18 protein-coding genes are annotated in these 19,526 nt (G+C 60.9%); 7 read left to right on the plus strand and 11 right to left on the minus strand.

Annotated elements, in window-relative coordinates; all coding sequences use genetic code 11:
- Positions 1 to 5: 5 nt before the first annotated feature.
- The 8 genes from HBN79_RS18520 to HBN79_RS18555 all read right to left on the minus strand — a co-directional run bounded on the left by HBN79_RS18520 (position 6) and on the right by HBN79_RS18555 (position 9,288).
- Positions 6 to 1,217 (minus strand): thiolase family protein, encoded by a 1,212-nt coding sequence (locus tag HBN79_RS18520; protein ID WP_095000418.1) that lies wholly within the window; start codon positions 1,215 to 1,217, stop codon positions 6 to 8.
- Positions 1,218 to 1,357: 140 nt separating this feature from the next.
- Positions 1,358 to 3,025: a DUF1302 family protein gene (locus HBN79_RS18525; protein WP_169916998.1), complete on the minus strand. Its 1,668-nt coding sequence runs from the start codon at positions 3,023 to 3,025 to the stop codon at positions 1,358 to 1,360.
- A 64-nt stretch (positions 3,026 to 3,089) separates the two neighbouring features.
- Complete coding sequence (locus HBN79_RS18530) at positions 3,090 to 4,175, minus strand: MBL fold metallo-hydrolase (protein WP_169916999.1); 1,086 nt, start codon at positions 4,173 to 4,175, stop codon at positions 3,090 to 3,092.
- A complete protein-coding gene (locus HBN79_RS18535; protein ID WP_169917000.1) occupies positions 4,168 to 6,030 on the minus strand; it encodes a long-chain-acyl-CoA synthetase in 1,863 nt (620 codons plus the stop codon). The genes HBN79_RS18530 and HBN79_RS18535 overlap by 8 nt, the downstream gene beginning before the upstream one ends.
- Positions 6,027 to 7,100, minus strand: a complete 1,074-nt coding sequence (locus tag HBN79_RS18540; RefSeq protein ID WP_095000422.1) for an alkene reductase — start codon at positions 7,098 to 7,100, stop codon at positions 6,027 to 6,029. Before HBN79_RS18540 ends, HBN79_RS18535 begins: the two co-directional genes overlap by 4 nt.
- Positions 7,101 to 7,109: 9 nt before the next feature.
- The gene (locus HBN79_RS18545) at positions 7,110 to 7,739 is read right to left on the minus strand and encodes a nuclear transport factor 2 family protein (protein ID WP_095000423.1); all 630 of its coding nucleotides are present in this window, start codon (positions 7,737 to 7,739) and stop codon (positions 7,110 to 7,112) included.
- A gap of 10 nt (positions 7,740 to 7,749) precedes the next feature.
- A complete protein-coding gene (locus HBN79_RS18550; RefSeq protein ID WP_095000424.1) occupies positions 7,750 to 8,523 on the minus strand; it encodes an SDR family NAD(P)-dependent oxidoreductase in 774 nt (257 codons plus the stop codon).
- 30 nt (positions 8,524 to 8,553) lie between these two features.
- Positions 8,554 to 9,288: a 3-oxoacyl-ACP reductase family protein gene (locus tag HBN79_RS18555; protein ID WP_095000425.1), complete on the minus strand. Its 735-nt coding sequence runs from the start codon at positions 9,286 to 9,288 to the stop codon at positions 8,554 to 8,556.
- 379 nt (positions 9,289 to 9,667) lie between these two features.
- On the opposite strand from HBN79_RS18555, the gene HBN79_RS18560 reads away from it, so the two are divergent.
- The 3 genes from HBN79_RS18560 to HBN79_RS18570 all read left to right on the plus strand — a co-directional run bounded on the left by HBN79_RS18560 (position 9,668) and on the right by HBN79_RS18570 (position 14,050).
- Positions 9,668 to 10,999, plus strand: a complete 1,332-nt coding sequence (locus tag HBN79_RS18560; RefSeq protein ID WP_095020041.1) for an MFS transporter — start codon at positions 9,668 to 9,670, stop codon at positions 10,997 to 10,999.
- Positions 11,000 to 11,016: 17 nt separating this feature from the next.
- Complete coding sequence (locus tag HBN79_RS18565) at positions 11,017 to 11,844, plus strand: alpha/beta hydrolase (RefSeq protein ID WP_095000427.1); 828 nt, start codon at positions 11,017 to 11,019, stop codon at positions 11,842 to 11,844.
- Between the two features lie 76 nt (positions 11,845 to 11,920).
- A complete protein-coding gene (locus HBN79_RS18570; protein ID WP_095031638.1) occupies positions 11,921 to 14,050 on the plus strand; it encodes an FAD-dependent oxidoreductase in 2,130 nt (709 codons plus the stop codon).
- A gap of 103 nt (positions 14,051 to 14,153) precedes the next feature.
- Here HBN79_RS18570 and HBN79_RS18575 read toward each other — a convergent pair whose 3' ends face one another.
- On the minus strand, positions 14,154 to 15,035 hold the full coding sequence (locus tag HBN79_RS18575) for a LysR family transcriptional regulator (RefSeq protein WP_095000429.1): 882 nt from the start codon (positions 15,033 to 15,035) through the stop codon (positions 14,154 to 14,156).
- Between the two features lie 133 nt (positions 15,036 to 15,168).
- Here HBN79_RS18575 and HBN79_RS18580 point away from each other — a divergent pair, with 133 nt between their 5' ends.
- From HBN79_RS18580 to HBN79_RS18595, 4 genes are all read left to right on the plus strand, one after another.
- Entirely contained in the window at positions 15,169 to 15,867 is a 699-nt protein-coding gene (locus HBN79_RS18580; protein ID WP_169917001.1) for a CoA transferase subunit A, read from the plus strand.
- Between the two features lie 51 nt (positions 15,868 to 15,918).
- A complete protein-coding gene (locus tag HBN79_RS18585) occupies positions 15,919 to 16,575 on the plus strand; it encodes a CoA transferase subunit B (protein WP_095000431.1) in 657 nt (218 codons plus the stop codon).
- 576 nt (positions 16,576 to 17,151) lie between these two features.
- Positions 17,152 to 17,445: a type II toxin-antitoxin system RelE/ParE family toxin gene (locus tag HBN79_RS18590; RefSeq protein ID WP_095000432.1), complete on the plus strand. Its 294-nt coding sequence runs from the start codon at positions 17,152 to 17,154 to the stop codon at positions 17,443 to 17,445.
- A gap of 1 nt (position 17,446) precedes the next feature.
- Positions 17,447 to 17,743: an addiction module antidote protein gene (locus HBN79_RS18595; RefSeq protein ID WP_095000433.1), complete on the plus strand. Its 297-nt coding sequence runs from the start codon at positions 17,447 to 17,449 to the stop codon at positions 17,741 to 17,743.
- Position 17,744: 1 nt separating this feature from the next.
- On the opposite strand, the gene HBN79_RS18600 is transcribed toward HBN79_RS18595, so the two are convergent.
- Together HBN79_RS18600 and HBN79_RS18605 are read right to left on the minus strand one after the other, a co-directional pair.
- The gene (locus tag HBN79_RS18600) at positions 17,745 to 18,419 is read right to left on the minus strand and encodes an MgtC/SapB family protein (protein WP_095000434.1); all 675 of its coding nucleotides are present in this window, start codon (positions 18,417 to 18,419) and stop codon (positions 17,745 to 17,747) included.
- Positions 18,420 to 18,500: 81 nt separating this feature from the next.
- Positions 18,501 to 19,514 (minus strand): GlxA family transcriptional regulator, encoded by a 1,014-nt coding sequence (locus HBN79_RS18605; protein WP_169917002.1) that lies wholly within the window; start codon positions 19,512 to 19,514, stop codon positions 18,501 to 18,503.
- Between the last annotated feature and the right edge of the window lie 12 nt (positions 19,515 to 19,526).

Below are 19,526 nucleotides of genomic sequence, written 5' to 3' on the forward strand. Positions count from 1 at the left end.
CGGATTTATGCTCCCTGAAGTATCAATGCGCCCTGCTCACTCATCACCCCACCGGTGCCTGAGACATATACCGTGTCGCAGCGTTTGAGCTGGCGCTCGCCCGCTTCACCGGCAATTTGCGTCACCGCCTCGATCACCTGGCTCATCCCCCCCGCCGCGCCGGCCTGGCCAAAGCTGAGCTGGCCGCCGTGGGTGTTCATCGGGAAATCGCCGCGCCAGGTCAGGTCGTGTTCACGGACAAAGTTCATGCCTTCGCCCTTGGCGCAAAAACCGGCGTCTTCCAGGGTCAGCAAGGCGGTGATGGTGTAGCAGTCGTAAATTTGTGCCGCATCCACATCGGCCGGTTTGAGCCCGGCCATTGCGAATGCGCGCTGCGAGGCAGGCCCGATAGGTGTGTGCAGCATGTCCTGGGCATAGGACGGCGACTTGAACGCCAGGTGCTCGCCGAAACCAGTGATCCACGACGGCCGCTTGCGCGCCCGTGCTGCCACCTCTTTGGAGGCGATAATCATCGCGGCGCCACCGGCCACCGGCATGACGATTTCCAGTACATGCAGCGGGTCGGCAACTTTTTTACTGGCCAGCACTTGCTCGATGGTCAGCGGCTGGCCGTAAAACATCGCTTCGGGGTTGTACTGCGCATTGGTGCGCTGATCGACCGCTATTTTTGCCAGTGCCCGCGGGTCATAACCATATTGCGCGGCATAGCGCTGGGCGATCATCGCGTAGCCGGTGTTCTGGCCCATATGCCCGTACGGCAAGTCGAACTCGGCTTCGGGTGCACCGAATGCCGTGCTGTGGCCGCCAAAGCGCATGGCCCGGGCCATCCAGCTGGCGTCCTCATCCGGGCCCATGGGTGCCATGCGCGCGGGCAGCACACACAGCACCGCCTGGCACAAACCCAGCTCAATGGCAGCGGCAGCGCGCCAGACCATGCCCACCGAGGTACAGCCGCCAAGGTCGACCACTTCGGCAAAATTCAGGCGCAAGCCCAGGTACTCGGCGGCCATAGCCGGGACGAACACTGAGGCTTCATGAAAATGCGGGCCATTGATCACCAGCCCGTCGAGATCCGATGCCTGCAAGCCGGCATCCTGTAACGCCCGGGCCGCCAGGTCAGCCACTTGTTCCAGATGGAACATTCGCGGGGCCGTGGCGTATTTCTCCGGTTTGTACTGAGCGCTGCCAACAATGGCGGCATGACCTTTAAGACCCATGGTTTTCTCTCTTTAAAAGTGCAAATCAGGCCGTTCCGTGGGAGCGGGCTTGCTCGCGCTGGCACCGACGCGGTTCTGCTGCAAAACCTCAGTGCCTGTATCGCGAGCAAGCCCGCTCCCACACAGGGGCAGGCAAGTCGTCAGAACGTGTATTTCATCGAGAACGTGGCGTAGTCACGGTCTGCCAGCGGGCGGTAGATCGGGTCGGGGGAGCCCAGGTACCCGATATACCTGAGGGATACTTCCAGGTTGCCCAGGTATTTGAAGGTGGTACCCGCACTCAGGCGCCTGTCCCCCGCCACCCCGGCAATGGTTCCCGACATCGGTGCCGCACCGCTGAATACGTTGGAGAAGGTGAACGGCACTTCAAGGTCCCAGCCCTGGAATACGCCCGGGTAACTGAACGAGGCGCCCACGGTGTAAGCGCTCGAAGAGCGGGTACGCCAGGCCGTGGCCGTTTTGTAGGTGTACTGATCGGACGGTTGCACGGACGGCACCAGCGACGGCAACAGGCCCACACCTTCAAGGTTCGGCGCGGCAGAGGTTTCGTCGGCGTGGTCGGCACGCACCGTGACAAACTCACCGGTCAGGGTGGTCTGGCTGGCCCAGGGGCGGTCCCCCAGGATGCGCATGGCCGACAACTGGAACTGTTGGCCCTTACCCTTGGCCGGCACCGGGCCCAGACCGGTATTGACCATCACCGGAGCACCGTCGCGATACGACCACTCCGCACCAAGCTGGTACTCGCCAAGCTTGGTGGTGGCACTGATACCGGTGAGTTTGATGTCTTCAAAATATTTGACCCGGTAGCCGTTGGCCTTGTAAGCCAGGCCACCGGGGCCTGCCGGTATCGGGTCCCAGCCCTCCAGCGCAGTGGCCGGGTTTTTGTCGTGGTACACAACATGGAACAGCGATACTTCGAGGTCGGTAATCGGCCTGTAGCGGACCTGAGCACCCCACTGGCCGCTGTCGCGCGGCTCGTCGGTGCCCAGGTAAGGCACCTTGTTGGCGCCCATATACAAAAATTCGCGGCCCGGGCCGATCACGTCGGAAGTCGACAAAAAGCTGCCCACCGGCGGCAGTTCGGTGCCCTTCCACTCGTACTGCACATAACCGCCCAGGGTAATTTTCGGGTTGATCCGGTAAGACGCCGAGAACTGCCCCACCGGCAGCAGCACCTCTTTGACCTCAACCCCCGGCTGCGCGGCCTTGACCGCATCGGACGGGTTCTGCACGCCGTTGACGCCAGGGTAGTAAAGGCTCTCGCCCCATGACTCGATATGCCGACCCGCTTTTACGTCGAGCATGGTGTCGTTTTCAAAACGCCAGCCGCCAAACACATAAGCGTCGAGCAGGCGCGTGCGGCCACCGCTGTAGTAGCGGGTGTCACTGGTGAACTCGTCGTTGTCGCCGTATTTGTTGACGGTGGCCGGTGAATCGTTGTCATTCTTGCGGTGATACACATCGTCGTAAAAGGTACTGGCGCGCACCACCGCACCGTAGTTGTCTTTGCGCAGGATCATTTCGCCCAGCGCGCCCACCCGGTTGGTGGTGAGGCTGTGCTGATCAAAGTTGCGGTTCGGATCATCGACGTTGACCCCCATCAACCGGCCGCTGGGATTGCCCAGCCGCGTACCGATGCCATAGCTGGTGGTGACCGACCAATCAATCGTGGTGCCGTCATCGAACTCGATGGTGTCCCCTGCCCACAGCGGGCTGCAGACCAGCGCCACGGCAACGGCCAGGCCACTGGCCTGGAAGTTGTGCGGGCGCTGCCCTGAACAATTATTGTTATTTTTATTGATCACTCTGCCTCTCCTGATTAGCGACTCGGTGGCCGCTTCGATGGGTTCAAGCGTCATTGCGTTGTGTTCAAAGCAACTCAAGCGGGTCGAACTTCACGACTCCTGTCGGGGCCTGTCGATAACGATGCAGCCCTCCTTCTTCCTCACGAACGAGCGCCCCCTCGGCCATAAGGTAATTGGCATGCGCCAACGTCTCGCCTAGCGCCATCAGCTCGTCGAAACGGCCTGACAGTTTCTTGAACAGCACCCCCATCATTTCCAGCCCGGTGCGCGGTTGTTCGCACGCTGCCAGCAACTGCTGCAAGTGCTGGCGATGGTGGTCGCGCAACTGGTCCAGGCGCAGATGCAGGTTGTAAAACGGCCGTTCATGGGCCGGCAGCACCAGTACGTGGTCGGGGATCGTGCGCAACCGTTCGATCGAGTCCAGCCAGTCCCGCAAAGGGTTGGCCTGAGGCTCGCTGACATACACGGCAATGGTGGAAGTGATGCGCGGCAACACCTGGTCGCCGGAGATCAGCAAACCATCGTCCGGCGCATACAGACAGGCGTGTTCCGGTGAATGACCGTTCCCCATCACCACCTCCCAGCGCCGCCCGCCGATGGTCAACTGGCTGCCCTGGTTCAGCCGGGTAAACCCCGCCACCAGTTGCGGGCGAAAGTGCTCGCCCTGGATCAGCGGCAGCAACGCCGTCGCGCGCTCGGCGCTGAAGCCGGCCTTTTGATAAAAATCCAGAAACGCCCAGTCCGGTGCCGTCGCTCGCGGCGGGCCATGGTGCAGCGCCTCGAACTCGCCATGGGTCATCAGCACCGGGCAACGAAATCGCTCGGCCAGCCAGCCCACCACACCGGTGTGGTCACTGTGAAAATGGGTGCAAATGACCGCCTTGAGGGGCAAGCCAGCCATGGCTTCGACAAACACCTGCTCCCACACGGCGCGACATTGATCGCTGTTCAGCCCGGTATCCACCGCCACCCAGCCGTCACCGTGACGCAGCAGATACAGGTTGATGTGATCAAGGCCAAACGGCAGCGGCATGCGCAGCCAGAGCACGCCGTCGGCCACTTCCTGCACCTGGCCGCTGGCCGGGGCCTGTGGCCAGGGGTAGCGCAGGCCGTCACGCCATTGATGGCCTTGAGCGTCGAGTTCATTCATGGCCGGCACCTGCAAACGGCAGCAGACCGTTACGGGCCAGCACTTGCAGGGAGTACGGCTGATAGGTGCGGCTACTTTCATCGCGCACAAATAGCGGATCGGCAAACAACTGCGGCGCGTAACCCTGACGCTGCAAATCAACCTTGCGCAGCTTGAAGGTGCTGGTCAGGTCCGCCGCCAGTGTTACCCGTACAAACACCGGCGCGGCATAACGCGGCAAACGGGTTTGCGTCAGCTCATAAAAAGCCTGCGGGTCAAAGCTATGCTCGGGCTGCATCAAGATCGCCGCCATCCCCGCACGGCCTTCGTGTTCAGGTACCTGCACGCCGTACACGTTGATCAGTTCAAGCCCCGGCATATCACTCAGGGTGTCGGCCACTTCCAGGGTCGAGACGTTCTCGCTTTTCCAGCGGAAGGTGTCGCCGATGCGGTCGACAAAATAGAAATAGCCGTCGTCGTCATAACGCAGCAGATCACCCGAACTCCAATAGGCATCACCACGTTGAAACACATCGCGGCGGATCTTGCTCTCGCTGGCCGCAGTACTGGTGTACCCCTCGAAACGCCCACCGCCTATCTGCGGGTGATCAACGATAAAGCCCATTGCCTCGCCGATTTCTCCCGGTTGGCACAACTGGTAAAAACCGTTTGCATCCCGCGGATGGCTGTCGCTTTCCACGTCGTAACGCACCAGGCGCAGATTGGTGCGGCTCCAGTCCGGCACGCGACCACAGGAGCCCACATAGTTATCGACATTGATCAGGTTGGCGTTGGCTTCGGTGGCACCCCAGCCCTCGAACACCTGGATCGGGCCAAAACGCTCCAGCCAGCGCTGCCAGGATTCAGGCGTGAGCCCGGCACCGAGCATATGGCGCAAACTGTGCTCGCGCTCACCGGTCACCACTGGCTGGTTGAGCAGGTAGCGACAGATTTCTCCAATGTACTGAAACACGGTGATGCGGTTGCGGCGCACATCCGGCCAGAACTCACGCACGCTGAACTTGCGCCGCAACACAATGCTCGCACCTGCGCGCAGTGCCGTGGACGTCACCGAAGTGGCCGCCGCGCCGTGGTACAGCGGCAGGCAGCAGTAAAATACGTCGTCACAGGTGGCCCCCAGGGTGACTTCCATCACGTCACCCGAGGACAACCAGCGCATATGGCTATAGCGTGCCGCCTTGGGCAGGCCGGTGGTGCCCGAGGTAAATATCAGCAGTGTGGTGGTTTCGGCCGTAATCGCCGCACGCACGTCACGGGCGAAGACCGTGGCCGGGGCAGCGGCGACGTGCTGTTCAAAGTCAATATCGACAATGGCCGGCAGCTCGCCGTCAAAGGGGTTCAGTGCATCGTTGACCAGCCACAGCGGGACATCGGGCAAACCTTGAGTGCCCAGCAGATTGGCCAGGCATTCTTCGCCCACCACCACCGCCCTGGCCGCAGTGGATTGCAAGGCATGCACCAGTGGCTTGCCACTGACCTGGGTGTTGATAAACGCCACCACCACACCGAGCTTGACCAGTCCGAACCAGCTGTAGAAGAACTGCGGACGGTTCTCCATGGCAATCGCGCAAACATCCCCGGGGCGCAGGCCCTTGGCGTAAAACACATGGGCCATACGATTGGCCTGGGCTTCCACGGCGGCGTAGGTGACACGCTGCTCGCCGTCGATCATAAAAGGCCGATCGGGGAATGCACGGGCCTGCCCTTCAAGACGGTCGGCCAGGGTATACAGGTCCGCCGGTTTGATCTGGCCGCTGGCCGCAGAACGCAAATCCAGCAGTGCCTGGGTCTGATCACGGGGCACGGGCTGTTGTCTGACTGCCGTCAGGGTGCTGATGCGGGACATGTCGTTCATGGCGCCACCGCCTCGGCCAGCGGGTAATCGCTGTAGCCTTCCGGGCCAGGTGAGTACAGGGTCTTGCGGTCGAAGCGGGCAAGGGGCAAGCCCTTGCGCAAGCGCTCGACCAGGTCCGGGTTGGCAATAAAGTGTCGGGCAAACGACACTGCATCGCCCTGCCCGGCCTGCAGCGCGGCTTGTGCCGATTCGCCGTCAAAACCGTCATTGAGGATCAGGCCGTTGCTGCAATGACGCTGGGCCAGGGCAAAGGCATCCAGTTCCGCCAGCGGTGAGCGCATGATATGCACATAAGCCAGGCCCATCGGCTCGGCGGCCTTGCACAGGGCAACTGCGGTGGCCAGCGGGTCTTCGTCATCGATATCGTTGAACGGATTGCCCGGGCACAGGCGCAAGGCGACACGCCCGGGGCCAATAGCCGAAGCCATCGCTGCCAGCACCTGCTGCGGGAAGCGCACGCGATTTTCAACACTGCCACCGTACTGGTCTTCACGCCGGTTGCTGCCCGAGGCCATGAATTGCATCGGCAGATAACCGCTGGTGCAGTGCAGCTCGACGCCATCAAAACCGGCCTGGCGTGCATTGAGTGCGGCCTGGCGGTAATCTTCGATGACCTGTTCGATGTCGTGCGGCGACAAGGCCTGCGGCTCGTCGGTATCGACCATCCCGGCAGTGTCGGTAAACAGCTGGGTGCGGGCGCGCAAGGCCGACGGCGCTACCGTGGCGGCGCCTGCCGGTTTGTTGTGGGCGCTGGCTGCACGCCCCACATGCATCAGTTGCAGCACAATCAGGCCACCTTCGGCATGCACTGCATCGGTCACGGCTTTCCAGGCGGCAATTTGTGCCGGGGAGTAAATCGCCGGGGTGCGACAGTAGCCCAGGCCACTGGCCGAGGGCGCCGTGCCTTCGGCGACAATCAGTCCGGCCGAAGCGCGCTGACGGTAATACTCGACCATCTCGGCCGTCGGCACCCCGTGTTGATCGGCGCGGCTGCGGGTCATGGGCGCCATGACGATACGGTTGGCCAGTTCAAGCTCACCCAGGCGCACGGGTTCAAACAGAATGCTCATGGTATTTCCTCAGCGCACGCGGATTTTCGGTGCGCCAGCCCCACGGCGCAGGGTGGCAAGAAAGTGCTCGAGCGGAGCCGCTGTCGCCACTTGCGGCAGTTGCTCCTTGTCCGGGCGGCTGGCCCAGAACTCGGTCCACGACGGGAACAGATCGTGGAACGTACCGGCGTAGGGTTCGCGCCCCGGCCAGCGCATTTTTTGCGTGCCGATCGGCGGTTTGTTGAGGTCACTGGCGTACCAGTAGCACGGCAGGCGACGGCGGAAATACCAGCGCCCCTGCATGCGCTCATAGTCATCCCAATAGAGCATTTGCATGGTCACCCACTCGGGGCCGGTCTCGTGCTCGTTCTTGGAATACACCACGCCCACGGCATGGTCCGGGTCGGTGAACTCGATCAGGTGCTGGCCCAGGTGATGGGAAGTGCCATGAAACTGGTCGCGTAACGTGTCGTCGACCCAGGCCTTGAGGTGCGCACGCCCGGTTTTCTCGCGGCCTACGCGAATGTCTTCGGCAAACAGATTGACGTGGGCATCGAGGTCACGCATGTCCAGCGACAACGAATATTTACCAGCCAGCTGGCGGATCTCATCAATCGATTCCAGCCGATCGAGACGGGCTAACAAAGCGCTCTGTTCCATAAAAGGGTCCTTATTCCAGTACCGTGTACAGCTCGCTGCTGCGCCCGCCATCCACCGGCAGGCAAGCACCGGTGATGTATGAAGCTTCGTCGCTGGCCAGGAACAGAATGGCGTTGGCCACTTCCACCGGCTGGCCGACGCGCTTGAGCGGGATCAGTTTTTCGGTATTGGTGCGCGTCTTGTCATCGGTGAGCATGCCTGCCGTGGCCGGTGTCTCGACCACACCCGGGCTGACCACGTTGCAACGGATGTTGTGGCTGGCACCTTCACTGGCCGCAGCGCGGCTGAAGTTGATCACCGCGGCCTTGGCCGCCGAGTAACCGGCCATCCACGGCGTACCGAACTGCCCGCAGATCGAAGCCAGGTTGATGATCGAACCGCTGCCCTGGGCGCGCATCAGGCCCATGGCCGTGCGTGTTCCCCAAAAGGTGCCGTCCACCGTGGTGGCGAAGTTCGAATGCCAGTCAGCGGTCGAGGTGCTGTCAATCGCGCCCCAGCTGTAGGCCATGGCGTTGTTGACCAGAATATCCAGACGGCCGTGGCGCTGTGCCGTCTCGCTGATGGCGCCGACATAAGCGGCTTCATTGCTGACATCGGCCACCGCGCATTCGGCACGGCCGCCGCTGTCACGGATCTGTGCCGCTACGGCTTGCAGCGGCTCGATGCGCCGCCCGCACAGCACCACCAGCGCGCCTTCTTCGGCAAAGCGCAACGCCGTGGCCGCGCCGATGCCTGAACCGGCGCCGCTGATAAAGGCAATTTTGTCTTGTAAACGAGTACCCATGATCTGCTCTCCCATTGCTGTGCGCGGCACTCAGATAAACGCCATGCCGCCGTTGACCGCGAGGTTCTGACCGGTGATGAACGCTGCGTCATCACTGGCCAGAAAGGCCGCGACGCGAGCGATTTCATCGGTTTCACCCATGCGACCCAGGGGGATGGCCTTGAGCATGCTTTGCATCCAGTCGTCCGGGATGTCAGCCATCATCGGCGTGTTGGTCGGGCCGGGAACGATGGTGTTGACCCGTATGCCGTTGCCTGCAAGTTCGCGCGCCATACTGCGGGTCAGGCCCATTACCCCGGCCTTGGCTGCACAGTAATGGCTCGGACCTTCGCCCGTCAGGGCGGCGGTGCTGGAGATATTGATAATCACGCCGGGCGTGGCAGCGGCGAGCATCAGCTTCACCGCTTCACGACTGCAGAAAAACGGCCCGGTCAGGTTGACCCCGATCACTCGTTGCCAGTGTTCGTCCGGGGTTTGTGCGAAGGCATCGATGGAGCCGATACCGGCATTATTGACCAGCACATCAAGGCTGCCGAAATGTGCATGCACGGCAGCCATCGCGGTGGCGACCGAGTCGCTGTCAGCGACGTTGCAGGACACTGCCAGGGCCTTTTCGCCCAGCCCTTCAATGCTTTGACGCGCGGCATCGAGGTTGATGTCGGCGGCGACAACCTTGGCCCCCTGCTCGGCAAAGTGACGAACAATCGCTCGTCCCATGCCCTGGCCTGCACCGGTTACAAACGCCACTTTGTTAAGCAATTTCATCCTGTTCTCCCACCTGCCCGAAGTCGGCCCGCCGGTAAGCCCGGACGGTGTATGGGAGCAATCATTGACTGCGGCTAAAAGCTGAACATCGTCCGATGGGACTAAGCAGCTCAAGAGCGGATGACGACGGTAGCAGCTGACGAGCAGGCTAGTTCCTACGGCAGCTGCAGAAACACTGCAACTGTGGGAGCGAGCCTGCTCGCGAAGGTCGTTCGCGAGCAGGCTCGCTCCCACAATAGGGCTTGACCTGCAACAGAGTATCTACAGCTTTCATCCCCAGAGAGATTCTGTGCATGACCGGCTGGTCTAAATGGACGATGTTCCTCCAGCCGGTTCGTGGAATAACTCACTCACTAGAACAAAAACCGGGAGACCCGTCGTGTCCATACCCTTGCGCCCCACCTGGCGAACCCATTACGCACTGGGCGTATTGGCAGCCATCTATATCTTCAACTACATAGACCGGCTGCTGATGGCCATCTTGATCGAACCGGTGAAGGCCGAGTTCGGCATTTCCGATACCGGTATAGGTCTGCTTTCAGGTGTGACCTTTGCCGTGTTCTACACCCTTTTCGGCTTTCCGCTGGGGCGCCTGTCCGATCGGATCGGGCGCAAAAAAGTCATCGCCTTCAGCTGTATTGCCTGGAGCGTCATGACCATTTTCTGCGGCTTTGCCGCCAGCTTTACCATGCTGGTGATCGCCCGGATCGGGGTCGCTATCGGCGAAGCCGGGGGCACCGCGCCGTCAATGGCCATGGTCTCGGACCTCTACCCGCCCGACCGCCGCTCGACCGCCCTGTCGGTATTGATGCTGGGCTCAAGTCTGGGGGCGATTTTCGGCCTCGGTCTGGGCGGCTGGATTGCCCAGCATTACGGCTGGCGTTTCGCTTTTGTGGTGATCGGCGCACCGGGGATTTTGCTCGGGTTGATCCTGCTGTTTACCGTGCGGGCACCCAAGCCGGCGATGCTGGTCAGCCCCAATCTGGTCGCGCAAGACCACTGGCTGGTCACTGTTCGCGAATTGTTCCAGACACCGTCCTTTCTCTGGCTGGTGTGCACCGGCGGCTCGGCTGCCATTGCCGGTTATGCCATCGGCACCTGGAGCCCGAGCTTCCTGATCCGCTCCCACGGCCTGAGCCTGCAGGACGCGGGCCTGCTGGCCGGGGTCGCAGGCGGTGCCGGGGCAACCATCGGCACCCTGACCTGCGGCATTTTGTGTGATCGCCTGGTGCGTCGCGACAAGGGCTGGCAAATCGGGGTGCCGCTGCTGGGCACGCTGATCAGCATCCCGTTCGGTCTGGCGTATTTCCTCTGGCCAGTGGGCACTGCATTTTATATGGGCAGCACACCCATGCCGACCGCGTTTCTGTTTTATTGCGTATTCAGCTTTTTTGGCACCTGGTGGGCAACGCCCTGCCTGGGCGCCATCTCCCATCTGTTTCCAGCCACCCGCCTGGCCCAGGCCACTGCAATTTTTGTAATGGCCATGACCCTGCTCGGGGTCGGTGTCGGGCCGCTGCTGATCGGCATGCTCAGTGACGGCTTTGCCCATACCCTGGGCAACGAAGGCCTGCGCTATGCCCTGGCTTCCTGTATCTCGCTGCTGGTTCTGGCCTCGGTGTTTCTGGCCATGGCCTTGCCGCGCTACCGCAACCACCTGATGAACAAGACCCCGACCCCAGCACCGCTGGCTGACGCGGCCACTGCCTGACAACTGGAGATTGAGTGATGACCGAACAAGACCTTCCCCTGCCCATCGGCCACTTTGTGACACTGGACAGCGGCCTGCGCCTGCACTTTCTCGACGAGGGCAGCGGCCCGGTCGTATTGTGGTTGCACGGCAGTGGCCCGGGCGCCAGTGGCTACAGCAACTTCAAGGGCAACTATCCGCAGTTTGTGGCTAACGGCTTTCGCAATCTGGTGGTGGATTTGCCGGGCTTCGGCCGCTCCGACAAACCGGAAGATGTGAACTACGACCTGGCGTTCTTCGTCAACGCCATGTCGGGCTTTCTCAAGGCAGTGGGGGTCAAGCGCGCCACCTTGCTCGGCAATTCCCTGGGCGGTGCGATTGCTCTGGGCCTGGCGCTGGCTGAGCCGGAGCGCGTCGAAAAACTTATTCTCATGGCGCCAGGCGGTGTTGAAGAGCGCGAAACCTACTTCAAGATGATCGGCATCCAGCGCATGGTCGAGCTGTATAACGCAGGCCCGCTGGGCATCGAGCAAATGCGCCGGATCATGAGCCTGCAACTGTTCGACACCGCGCTACTGGACGACAACCTGCTGGCCGAGCGCGTGGCCGTGGCCGTGCATCAGCCGCGCAATCTGTTCAGCACCATGATGGTGCCCAACATGACCGAGCGCCTTGAAGAGCTGCAGGCACCGATCCTCGGGTTCTGGGGCACCGACGACAATTTCAACCCCGCATCCGGCGCGCTTAAAGTGCTGACCCACGCTCCCAATGCGCGTTTTATCATGCTCAATCAGTGCGGCCACTGGGTACAGGTCGAACACCGCGACATGTTCAACAAGGCGTGCCTGGAGTTCCTGCGCGGCTAACCGTATACCTGCATGACCTGCGGCTGCCTGCGGGCGGCCGTAGCCCTTCCAGACACCCGCTCGGGCTGAAATAACAATGACAAAATACCCTCAGTTACTGGCACCCGGTCGCATAGGTTCTCTTGAACTGCGCAACCGCATCATCATGGCGCCCATGGGCTCCAACTTCGCCGAGGCCAATGGCCAGTGTGGCGAGCGCATTCAGGCCTATTACGAAGCCCGCGCCCGTGGCGGCGCCGGGCTATTGATCATGGGGGTGTGCTCGGTGGCGTTTCCGGCCGGGACCGCCGAGCCATTCCAGGTCGGCGTTTCCAGCGATGAGTTTATCCCCGGTTTGAGCCGACTCGCCGAGCGCGTCCACCAGCACGGCGCAAAAATTGCCATGCAGTTGCAGCACGCCGGCAAGACGGCAGTCCGCGACATGGCCGAAGGCCGGCAACTATGGGTGCCCTCGGTGCCGCCGGTGCTGCAAAGCGACATGATGGCCGCGCTGACGCCCGAAGAACTGGCCAACTTTGTCAGCTCCATGAAGCGTCGCGCCGAAGGCTCACCGATCCGTGTAATGGACAGCGCCGATATCGCGCAGATGATCGAGTGGTTTGCCAGTGCCGCCGACCGCGCCAGGCGAGCGGGTTTCGACGGTGTGGAAATCCATGCGGCCCACGGCTACATCATCGCCGGTTTCCTCTCCGGCTATTACAACCAGCGTGAAGACGAGTACGGCGGCTCGCTGGAGAACCGTGCCCGGCTGCTGCTGCAAATCATCGCTGCAATACGGGCCAAAGTCGGCCATGAATTTGCCGTATGGCTGCGCCTGGATGCCGAAGAACTGCACACCCCCGGCGGCATCAATCTTGAAGATGCCATCGCCGTGGCACGCATGGCCGAGGCGGCAGGTGTAGATGCGGTCAGCGTTTCGGCCACTGCGCGCATCACCAGCGGCGTGGTGTTTACCGAGGCGCCACTGGTGCACAAGCCCGGGGGGTATCTGGAATGGACCGCTGCGCTCAAGCGTAGCGTGCAAGTCCCGGTGATTGCCGTGGGGCGGATCGAGCCGGAGGTCGGTGAAGCCGCCCTCAAGCGCGGCGACTGCGACTTCATTGCCATGGCCCGCAAGTTCCTCGCCGACCCGGACCTGCCCAACAAATTGCTCAACGACCAGGAAGCGAGTATCCGCCCGTGCATTTACTGCTACGTGTGCGTGAGCCAGATTTTTATCAACGAGCGGGTCAAATGCGCGGTCAACCCCATGACCGGCCATGAGTTCGAATACGTCATCGGCCCCACTGCCACACCCAAGCATCTGGTGGTGGTGGGAGCCGGGCCTGCCGGGATGGAAGCCGCACGCATCGCCGCGTTACGCGGCCATCGCGTGACCCTGCTCGAGCGCAGCGACCGCCTCGGTGGCACGTTGTTTTTCGCCGGCCTCGCCTATGCCGAAAACGCCCGCCTGCTGGAAAATCTCAAGGTGCAGGTGCAGCAGTCGGCGATTGATATCCGCCTCAACACCCTGGCCAGCCCTGCCCTGCTGCGCGACCTGGGTGCCGATCAGGTGCTGGTGGCCGTAGGTGCCGAACGTGCGGCACCGGCCATCCCCGGCGCCGATCAGGACCATGTCTGGAGTGGCGACGAACTGCGCCGTTTGATGACGGGTGACCGTGCTGAAGAAATAGCCAAACGCAAACTGTCCTTCACCCAGCGTGCACTGATGAAGGCCGGCAGCCTGACTGGCGTGACTGATAGCCGTGAAGCCATGGAAAAACTGTCGCGGGTGTGGATGCCGCTGGGCAAGCGCGTGACCATTATCGGTGGCGGCCTGGTAGGCCTGGAGCTGGCGGAATTTTTGATTGCCCGCGGACGTCAGGTCACCGTACTGGAAAGCGGTACTCACCTGGGCCGGGAGCTGGCCATTGTGCGGCGCTGGCGGGTGCTGCATGAAATTCGTGTGCATGGCGGCGAGTTGATCACCGGGGCCAGCGTTACGGCGATCGACGGCCACAGCGTGCGCTATCAACTGGCCGATGGCACTTCGGCGCAGAGTGACGCCGACTCCGTGGTACTTGCCATCGGCGCCCAGCCCGATACCGGACTGCTCGACGAACTGACCCGAGCGGGGTTGAGCGCCAGCAGCATCGGCGACTGCCACAGTATCGGCTATATCGAAGGCGCAATCAGCGCCGGGCACAAAGCCGGACGCGAGGCCTAGCGGTTCATCTGTGGGAGCGGGCTTGCTCGCGATGCAGGCGGCGCGGTATAGCGGTTGAACCGCGTCGATGCCATCGCGAGCAAGCCCGCTCCCACAACCGCGATTACCAGGTTCTTTCCAACAAGCTGTCGAACATCGCCTGGGCCGCCGACGAAAGCTCATGGCCAGGCTTGGTCAAAACGCCAATGGCCCGCTCCACCACCGGCTCATGCAAGGTGATGCAGCAGGCTCCCAGCTCACGCATCTGTTCGGCACACAGGGCCGGCACCACGCTCACGCCCAGCCCGCTGGCGACCATGCGGCCCACCGTGGCCAACTGATGGCTTTCAAATTCAACCGGCAATTTCATCTGCCGCGCCTGCAAGTGTTCTTCCAGCAGCACCCTCACCGCAGACGGTCGTTGCAGAGTGATAAAGGGCTGTTCCAGCAGGGTCTGCCAGTCGATCAAGTCAAGCCCGGCCAGTGCCGAGTCCCGGGGCACCACGGCGACAAAACGGTCCAGATACAGCGGGGTGAACGTCAGCGACGAAGCGCCTGCCGGTTCGAAGGCCACACCCAGCTCCACCTCCCGGTCACGCACCATCTCCAGTACCTGCTCGTTGATCACATCGTTGACCGTGACGTTGACCTTGGGATGCCGCGCGCGAAAATTTTTCACAATGGCCGGCAGCAAGTTGCCCGAAAACGACGGGATGGCGGCCAGGGTGACGCGCCCGCGCTGCAGGGTGAAGCGCTGGCGCATTTGGTCTTCGACATTGTCCCAGTCAGCAATCAAACGCCGGGCCAGCGGCAACAGCGACTCGCCCTCCGGGGTCAGGGCGACATTGCGCGTGGTGCGACTGAACAATCGCCCGCCCAGGCCCTGTTCCAGCGCCTTGATGGTCAGGCTCAGGGCCGACTGGGACAAATGCAGACGTTCGCAGGCCACGGCAAAACTCAGGCTTTGGGCCACCGCAAGAAAGGCACGGATTTGTTTTACGGTCATGGCCAGGCCTCAGGCTTATTGATTTGTTTTATCTATTAATCTGACGCAAAAATCAACTTATCAAATCAATGATACGCAGTAACACTCATCACCAATGGCTGAGCACAGCCGGCGAACAATAAAAGAGGTGCATATGGCAGGTTTCGACAAGCGTGTGGAGTCTTATGAAGAAGCCCTGGCCGGGCTCAAGGATGGCATGACCGTGATCTCTGGCGGCTTTGGCCTGTGCGGCATCCCGGAGAACCTGATCAACGAGATAAAGCGCCAGGGCATCCGTGACCTGACCGTGGTATCCAACAACTGCGGAGTCGACGGTTTCGGCCTTGGCGTACTGCTGCAAGACCGTCAGATCCGCAAGGTCATTGCCTCGTACGTCGGTGAAAACGCCCTGTTCGAAAAACAGTTGCTCAGCGGCGAAATTGAAGTGGAGCTGACCCCGCAAGGTACGCTCGCGGAAAAAATGCGCGCCGGCGGTGCCGGTATCCCGGCGTTTTTCACCGCTACCGGGGTCGGCACCCCGGTCGCCGACGGCAAGGAAACCCGTGAATTCAAAGGGCGTACCTATTTGATGGAAGAGTCCATCACCGGCGATTTTGCCATTGTCAAAGGCTGGAAAGCCGATCACTTCGGCAACGTGATCTACCGTCACACCGCGCAGAATTTCAACCCGCTGGCCGCTACGGCGGGCAGGATCACCGTGGTTGAAGTCGAAGAAATCGTCGAACCCGGCGAGCTGGATCCGACGCAGATCCACACCCCGGGCATCTACGTCGACCGGATCATTTGCGGCACGTTTGAAAAACGCATCGAACAGCTCACCGAGCGCGACTGATCCTCTGCCCACCCTGCCCCAAGCTTTTGAACCTGAGCACGGAGAACAAAAATGGCTCTTACCCGCGAACAAATGGCACAGCGCGTCGCCCGTGAAATGCAGGACGGTTTCTACGTCAACCTGGGTATCGGTATTCCGACCCTGGTTGCCAACTACATCCCCGAAGGCATGGAAGTCATGCTGCAATCGGAAAACGGCCTGCTCGGCATGGGTGCCTTCCCCCGCGTCGGTGAAGCCGACGCCGACATGATCAACGCCGGCAAGCAGACTGTGACTGCGCGCACCGGGGCGTCGATTTTTTCCTCGGCAGAATCCTTCGCAATGATCCGGGGTGGCCATATTGATCTGACCGTGCTCGGCGCATTTGAAGTCGATGTACAGGGCAATATCGCCTCCTGGATGATCCCCGGAAAACTGGTCAAGGGCATGGGTGGAGCGATGGACCTGGTGGCCGGTGCCGAAAACATCATCGTCACCATGACCCACGCCTCCAAGGACGGCGAGTCCAAACTGCTGGCGCGTTGCAGCCTGCCGCTGACCGGCGCCGGTTGCATCAAGCGGGTACTGACGGATCTGGCCTATCTGGAAATCGACAACGGCGCCTTCATCCTCAAGGAGCGCGCCCCGGGTGTCAGTGTTGAAGAAATCGTCAGCAAAACCGCCGGTAAACTGATCGTCCCCGAGCATGTGCCCGAGATGCAGTTTTAACCGAAATTCCTGTAGTTACTCTATTACTGGTTAAGGGCTCTGTAACAGCTGACTCGCGGCCTTCGTTCCTCAGCAGCGACTACAGAAACACTGCAACTGTGGGAGCGAGCCTGCTCGCGAAGGTCGTTCGCGAGCAGGCTCGCTCCGACAATAGGGCTTGACCTGCAACAGAGTATCTACAGGTGCAAGCGTGATCCGAGTGTGAACTCTGAAGCCGCAGCGGCTGCAGGACTCAAGACTTCACACCTCGATTTTTTTACCCGGATTTGCCCGGGCCCAATCACCCGACCATCCGCAGCCACCGGTTGCATCAAGGCCAGCGGCTGTTCGGTGGCGGTGTCCACCAACTGCGAGGGCTGTGACAGTGCGTCAAACACCAGCCATGGCCCAGCCCGCGTAGTCGCCTGCATCAAGGGCATGGTTTGTCATGGCCGCTCACATATTTGTCCTGCTGCGATGAAGGCCGGTGGCTAGTCTTTTTCGAGACCACCACCCAAGCCGCAACCACTCATCGGAGCAAATCATGCTGGCATACAACAAGGCTTGCAAATCGTCTCCAAATGGAGACAATCATTGATGAATCACGAGATACGGCAAACCATAATTTTTGCTGATTGGCTGCTGAATTTAAGAGACATGCGTGCACGGATCGCCATCGCCCGAAGAATTGACCGGGTATCAACCGGCAACTTGGGTGATTTCAAATCCGTGGGCAATGGCGTATCTGAGCTGCGCATTGATATCGGCGCAGGCTATCGGGTGTATTTCACCTTGCGCGAGGTCTCGATCGTGATTTTGCTGGCCGGGGGTGACAAGTCCACACAGCCTGGCGATATCCGCCAGGCGCATAAAATGGCAAAGGAGATTTAACATGACCACTACGCTACTGCCCTTCGACATGGCACAGCTGCTGAACAGCGATGAGGCCATCAGCGAATACCTGACTCAAGTGCTTGCCGACGGTGACACTGACGAACTGATCCGTGCCGTTGGCTACGTTGCAAAAGCTCGTGGCATGGGGCAAATAGCCAATGCCACCGGGCTTGGTCGTGCCAGTTTGTACAAGGCTTTCGCTGCGGGTGCCAAGCCCCGCTTTGAAACCGTGATCAAAGTGATGCACTCCCTGGGTATTGATTTGCAGGCTACAACCCAGGGCAACAGGCCTTGAATTAATGCGGCGCCTGCTCTTCCCTGACATCCGGAATGGTCAGAATTCGCTTCAACAGCTCTGCCGTCTCAACCCGGCTGGTTCTTTTGAACTCCACCGTGATGCTCTCGGTCCCCATGTCCGGCCCCTGCTCAACCACCACCTGCTTGAGTCGCGCAGCATCCTCACCGAGAAACTCCTCAAGGCTCTGGCGATTCACCACCCCAAGAGGGGCCACCAGCTTGATCACATGGACCTTTATATAATCGCGATAGCGGTGCTCGATAGGCCCGATGGCAATCAAAATGGCCAGAATCAACACGGTCGCAGCTACGCCCAGCACATACATGCCGCCGCCAATGGACATGCCGATGGCCGCCACTGCCCACAGGCTAGCCGCCGTGTTCAGCCCCTTGATTACTTCGCCGCGCATCATGATCGACCCGGCCCCGAGAAAGCCGATGCCGGTGACAATTTGCGCAGCAATCCGCGAAGGATCCAGTTGCGTGCCCGGCTGGGTCAGCGCCTGTTGGAAACCAAATGCCGACACGGTCATAAACAAGCATGCTCCGGTCGCCACCAACATGTGCGTCCGCAAACCTGCTGTCCAGAATTGATGCTCGCGCTGCAAGCCAATCAAGCTGCCGAGCACCGCTGCCAGCAGCAAACGGCCAATCATTTCCCATTCTGAAATCATCCCAACCCCTCTAACCAGAGCATCTGCCTGCGCAGTAAGTGCCCACAGCATAGTCAAGGATCGGCACTGTGCCGGGCTGAGTTATTTGACCAGGCGCACTTCCTTGGATGGTCGATAGCCGAAATAGGCGCTGTAGCACTTGCTGAAATGACTGGGCGAGACAAACCCGCATGCCACCAAAACATCGACTTGAGACAGCTCGGTGTGCTGCAGCAACCGCCGCGCTTCAGTGATGCGCAGTTCCAGGTAATAGCGCTGCGGCGTGGTACCCAGTTGCTCCTTGAACAGACGCTCGAGCTGACGTCGGGACCGGCCGACATAAACCGCAAGCTGTTCAAGCTCCAGAGGGTCCTCGAGGTTGGCGTCCATCAGCTTGACCACTTCGCGCAAGGGCGCACTGACGCAGATATTTTCCGCCGGCTTGATCCGTCGGTAGCGTGATTCCTCAAATGCCAGAATATCCTCGATGCCTTCCACCAGTGCCTTGTCATGCAGGCTCTTGATCCAGCCCAGAGCCATCTGGAAGGCTCCGGCAGGACTGGAGGCGGTCATCCGGTCACGATCGATAACATAGGGTTCGCTGGTGACCTGCGCTGCCTTGGCCACTTCGGTCAGTGCCGGGCGATGCTCTGGGTGGATTGCGCAACGATAACCGTCCAGCACCCCGGCACTGGCGAGAAACCAGGCGCCGTTCCATAACCCGCCCAGCGTGATACCCGCACGCGCAGCCGTCCTGAGCAGGCTGCTCAACTCATCGTTGAGCTTCAACTCGGTCCGGTAACCCCCGCAGATCACCAGCAGGTCCAGTTCATGGATCATCGCCGGATCAATACACGCATCGGGGCGGATCACCAGGCCCAGATCGCTGACCACCTCACCGTCGCTCAAGCCATAGGTGCGCGAAGAAAACAAACCGGCACGCAGCAGGTTGGCAGTAATGATGGTGTCCAGCGCCTGGGTGAAGGCCGGCAGCGAAAAATGCTCCAGCAACACAAAACCGGTACGCACCATTGGCCCTGGCTCTATGGCACTGTCTTTGAGGTAGCGAAGGTTCTTGCCCTTCATGCCGGTGCTGAATTGACGTCGTTCGGTCAAGATTCGATCCGT

Origin of the sequence: Pseudomonas sp. WS 5051, assembly GCF_012985715.1 — a bacterium.
Lineage (GTDB): Bacteria > Pseudomonadota > Gammaproteobacteria > Pseudomonadales > Pseudomonadaceae > Aquipseudomonas > Aquipseudomonas bubulae.

Coding starts and splice junctions, on each gene's coding strand:
- HBN79_RS18520 (WP_095000418.1), bottom strand. CDS start 1,217: ATGGGTCTTAAAGGTCATGCCGCCATTGTTGGCAGCGCTCAGTACAAA.
- HBN79_RS18530 (WP_169916999.1), bottom strand. CDS start 4,175: ATGAATGAACTCGACGCTCAAGGCCATCAATGGCGTGACGGCCTGCGC.
- HBN79_RS18535 (WP_169917000.1), bottom strand. CDS start 6,030: ATGAACGACATGTCCCGCATCAGCACCCTGACGGCAGTCAGACAACAG.
- HBN79_RS18540 (WP_095000422.1), bottom strand. CDS start 7,100: ATGAGCATTCTGTTTGAACCCGTGCGCCTGGGTGAGCTTGAACTGGCC.
- HBN79_RS18545 (WP_095000423.1), bottom strand. CDS start 7,739: ATGGAACAGAGCGCTTTGTTAGCCCGTCTCGATCGGCTGGAATCGATT.
- HBN79_RS18550 (WP_095000424.1), bottom strand. CDS start 8,523: ATGGGTACTCGTTTACAAGACAAAATTGCCTTTATCAGCGGCGCCGGT.
- HBN79_RS18555 (WP_095000425.1), bottom strand. CDS start 9,288: ATGAAATTGCTTAACAAAGTGGCGTTTGTAACCGGTGCAGGCCAGGGC.
- HBN79_RS18565 (WP_095000427.1), top strand. CDS start 11,017: ATGACCGAACAAGACCTTCCCCTGCCCATCGGCCACTTTGTGACACTG.
- HBN79_RS18570 (WP_095031638.1), top strand. CDS start 11,921: ATGACAAAATACCCTCAGTTACTGGCACCCGGTCGCATAGGTTCTCTT.
- HBN79_RS18575 (WP_095000429.1), bottom strand. CDS start 15,035: ATGACCGTAAAACAAATCCGTGCCTTTCTTGCGGTGGCCCAAAGCCTG.
- HBN79_RS18580 (WP_169917001.1), top strand. CDS start 15,169: ATGGCAGGTTTCGACAAGCGTGTGGAGTCTTATGAAGAAGCCCTGGCC.
- HBN79_RS18585 (WP_095000431.1), top strand. CDS start 15,919: ATGGCTCTTACCCGCGAACAAATGGCACAGCGCGTCGCCCGTGAAATG.
- HBN79_RS18590 (WP_095000432.1), top strand. CDS start 17,152: ATGAATCACGAGATACGGCAAACCATAATTTTTGCTGATTGGCTGCTG.
- HBN79_RS18595 (WP_095000433.1), top strand. CDS start 17,447: ATGACCACTACGCTACTGCCCTTCGACATGGCACAGCTGCTGAACAGC.
- HBN79_RS18600 (WP_095000434.1), bottom strand. CDS start 18,419: ATGATTTCAGAATGGGAAATGATTGGCCGTTTGCTGCTGGCAGCGGTG.